The following is a 4,150-nucleotide window of genomic DNA, read 5'->3' on the forward strand; positions in this document are numbered from 1 at the left end:
AACCGTCATGCCGGTCCACAACCGACCGCACCACCTCAACCAGCCCCTCCACCGACAACCCCGCCGGCGCACCCACCAACACCGACTGCGAAAACTCACCCAACGGACCACCCCGCTCCCGCACCTGACACATCACCGGCGTCAACGGCACCGCACCGACACCGGCGCCCTCACCCTCACCCTCAACCACCGCTGAACCCACCGAACCCACCACCGACGCAAGACCCGCCACTGTCTTCCGCTCGAAGACGTCCCGCGCGGAGAACACCAGACCCGCGGCCCGAGCCCGCGCCACCAACTGAATCGACAGGATGCTGTCGCCACCCAGCTCGAAGAAGCCGTCATCAACCGAAACGGAATCCACACCCAAAACCCCAGCAAACAATCCGCACAAAACCTCCTCACACAAATTCCGGGGAACCCGTCCAGAAATATCCGACACATACTCCGGCACCGGCAGCACATCCCGGTCCAGCTTCCCGTTCGGTGTCAACGGCAGAGAATCCAGCGTGACGAAAGCCGACGGCACCATGTAATCCGGCAACCGCCCCGCCACGAACTCGCGCAGCACGGACGTGTCCACACCGACCACACCCACACCCGCCGCCGGCACGACATACGCCACCAACCGCCTGCTACCAGCACGGTCCTCCCGCACAACAACAACAGCCTGACCCACCCACTCATGACCAGCCAGAACAGACTGAATCTCACCCGGCTCAATACGGAAACCCCGCACCTTCACCTGCGCATCAGCCCGGCCAAGAAACTCCAGAACCCCGCCCGCATTCCAGCGCACCACATCCCCGGTCCGATACATCCGCGACCCCGACACCACCCCGAACGGATCCGCGACAAACCGCTCAGCCGTCAAACCCGCACGACCCACATAACCCCGCGCCAACTGCACACCCGCCACATACAACTCACCGGCCACGCCCACCGGTACCGGGGACAGACCCGCATCCAGCACATACACGCGCGTGTTCCCGAGCGGCCGTCCGATCGGCGGCAGCTGGTCCTCGGGCCTGATGTCCCTGTCCAGCTCGACGGCCGTGGTGATGACGGTGGCCTCGGTCGGACCGTAGGTGTTCCACATGCGTGCGCCGACCGTCCACCGGCTCGCCAGGTCCGCCGTCAGCAGTTCAGCGCCGAGGACCCAGTTCCCCACGCCGGACAGGGCTGGAGGGTCGAGCACACCGAGCAGTGAAGGAACGACGCTGGCCACGTTCACGCCGGACTGCTTGATCATCTCGGCCAGCGCCTCCGGCTCCGACCGCTCCACGGTCGACGCGATCGCGAGGGTCGCGCCGGCCGCGAGGGTGACGGCTACGTCCAGCACGGACGCGTCAAAGCTGAAGGAGGCGAACTGCAAGGCCACCGCGCCTTCGTGGACGCCGAGTACCGGGCGCATCACTTCTGCCAGGTTGGCCACACCTCGGTGCGGAACGGCGACACCCTTCGGACGCCCGGTCGAACCCGACGTGTAGATCACGTAGGCAAGCTGGTCCGGGTCGACGGCGACACAGGGCAGGCCGGGTCCACGTGCATCGCCTCCGTCGAATTCGTCGAGCAGTACAACGTGCACCGAATCCAGCGGCACGTCCTTCACGGTGTCGGGTGTTCCCAACACCGCCACCGCGCCGCTGTCGGCCACCATGTAGCCGAGGCGCTCCGGCGGGTACTCCGGGTCCAGTGGCACGTACGCACCACCCGCGCGCCACACTGCGAGGAGCGCCACAATCATGTCCACGCCACGCGGAAGGCACAGGCCGACCAGGCGCTCCCGGCCCACTCCGAGCCCGATCAGCTTCTCCGCGAGTCGACCCACTCGCACATCGAGCTGGGCGTAGGTGACCTCGACGCCGCCGCTGATCACGGCAACAGCGTCAGGGATACGTGCCACCTGGGCCTGGAACAGCTCGGGCACCGTCGCATTCGGAACCTCTTGGGCAGTGTCGTTCCAGGCGGTCAGGATCTGTTCGCGCTCATCCGCAGCAAGAACGTCGATCTCGCGGATGGCGCGATCGGGCTCGGCAACCGCCGTCTCAAGTACCCGCACTAGACGGTCCGCGAGGTTCCGGACGGTCTCCACCGTGAACAGGTCGGTCCGGTATTCCACCTGTCCCAGCAGCCCAGCGGGGATGCCGTCCGCGTCGTGGACCTCCCCCAGGCTGACGGACAGGTCGAACTTCGCCGCCGCACTGTGCAGGGGTTCCGGTGTGGTCTGAACGCCGGGGAGGTCGAGGTCGGGTCGCTCGTTGTTGTGGAAGGTGAGCATGACCTGGAAGAGGGGGTGACGGGCCATGGAACGCGCCGGATTGAGGACCTCCACCAGCCGCTCGAACGGCACATCCTGATGCGCGAAAGCCGCCAGATCCGCCTCCCGGACCCGCTCCACCACCTCCCGGAACGACGGATCACCCGACACATCGCTCCGCAGAACCAGCGTATTCAGAAAACATCCGACGAGGTCGTCGAGGGCGTCGTCGGTGCGCCCCGCGATCGGGGTCCCGATCGGGATGTCGTGGCCGGCGCCCATCTTCGACAACAACACCGCCAACGCGGCCTGCACCGTCATGAACACACTCGCACCACACGCGCGAGACAACTCCACCAGCCGGGCATGCACCCCCGCAGGAACACGAAGCTCCACCGAAGCACCCTCATGCGAAGCAACCGCCGGACGCGGGAAATCCACCGGCAACTCCAACTGCTCCGGAAGATCAGCAAGAGCATCCCGCCAGAAACCCACCTGCCCCGCGATCACACTCCCCGGATCGTCCTCATCGCCCAGAACCTCGCGCTGCCACAGCGTGAAATCCGCGTACTGCACCGGCAGCACATCCCACGCGGGAGCCACACCCCGGCAACGAGCCGCATACGCCTGCGACAGATCTCGGGCCAGAGGAGCCATCGACCAGCCATCAGCCGCAATGTGATGGACCACCACCACCAAAACCCACTCATCAACCGCGTCCGCAACCTCCAACAACCGCACCCGCCACGGCAGATCCCGCTCCAAGTCAAACCCCGTACCCGCGACCACGGCCACCGCCGAAGCCACCTCGTCCGAGGACACCGACTCGACACTGATCCCGGGCACACCCACGGCAGAGTCCAGGACGAGCTGGCTCGGCTGACCATCCACGCTCTGCCGGAACACCGTCCGCAAGCTCTCATGACGGCCCGCCACATCCCCCAGCGCCGCTCGCAACGCCCCCACATCGAGCGCCCCGCTCAGACGGACGGCGAGAGGAATGTTGTACGTCGCGGAGACGCCCTCCAGCTGGCCCAGGAACCACAAACGACGCTGCGCGAACGACACCGGAAGAACCTCCGGCCGAACCCGCACACCCAACCGCTCCCGAACCCCACCACCCTCATCGAGTCGCTCGACAAGGCCCGCAACCGTCGGCGCCTCGAACAACGCCCGGATGCCCACCTCGACCCCGAGCACCGACCGAACCCGACTCACCAGACGAGTCGCCAACAGCGAATGACCACCCAGCTCAAAGAAGCTGTCGTCGATCGAGACGGCATCCACGCCGAGGACCTCGGCGAACAGACCGCACAGGATCTCCTCCCGCGAGGTACGCGGCCCACGACCCACACCCGCGGCGTACTCCGGCGCCGGCAACGCCCTCCGGTCCAGCTTCCCGTTCAACGTCAACGGCAGCGCATCCAGCGTGACGAACGCCGACGGCACCATGTACTCCGGCAACCGCCCCGCCGCCAGACCGCGCAACACGGCCGTGTCGACAGCACCGCCGTCGGCAGGCACCACATACGCGACCAGCCGCTTGTCGCCAGGCGTGTCCTCCCGTACCACCACGGCCGTCTGGGCCACCTGCCCGTGCCCCGCCAGGACCGCTTCGACCTCACCCGGCTCGATACGGAAACCCCGCACCTTCACCTGCGCATCCACCCGGCCGACGAACTCCAGGACCCCGTCCGCATTCCAGCGCACCACATCCCCGGTCCGGTACATCCGCGAACCCGACACCACCCCAAACGGGTCCGCGACAAACCGCTCAGCCGTCAAGCCCGCGCGGCCCAGATACCCCCGCGCCAACTGCGCACCCGCCACATACAACTCACCCGCAACACCCACCGCCACCGGCGACAGACCCGCATCCAGCACATACAC

Annotated in this window: 1 protein-coding gene; it reads right to left on the reverse strand. The window is 66.8% G+C overall.

The annotated features are described in order from the left end of the window. Positions 1-4,150, reverse strand: a 4,150-nt coding sequence (locus ACWIHT_RS47105) for an amino acid adenylation domain-containing protein (RefSeq protein WP_456174807.1), incomplete at both ends; no start/stop codon positions are given.

It is taken from the genome of Streptomyces sp. NPDC002276, assembly GCF_053891435.1.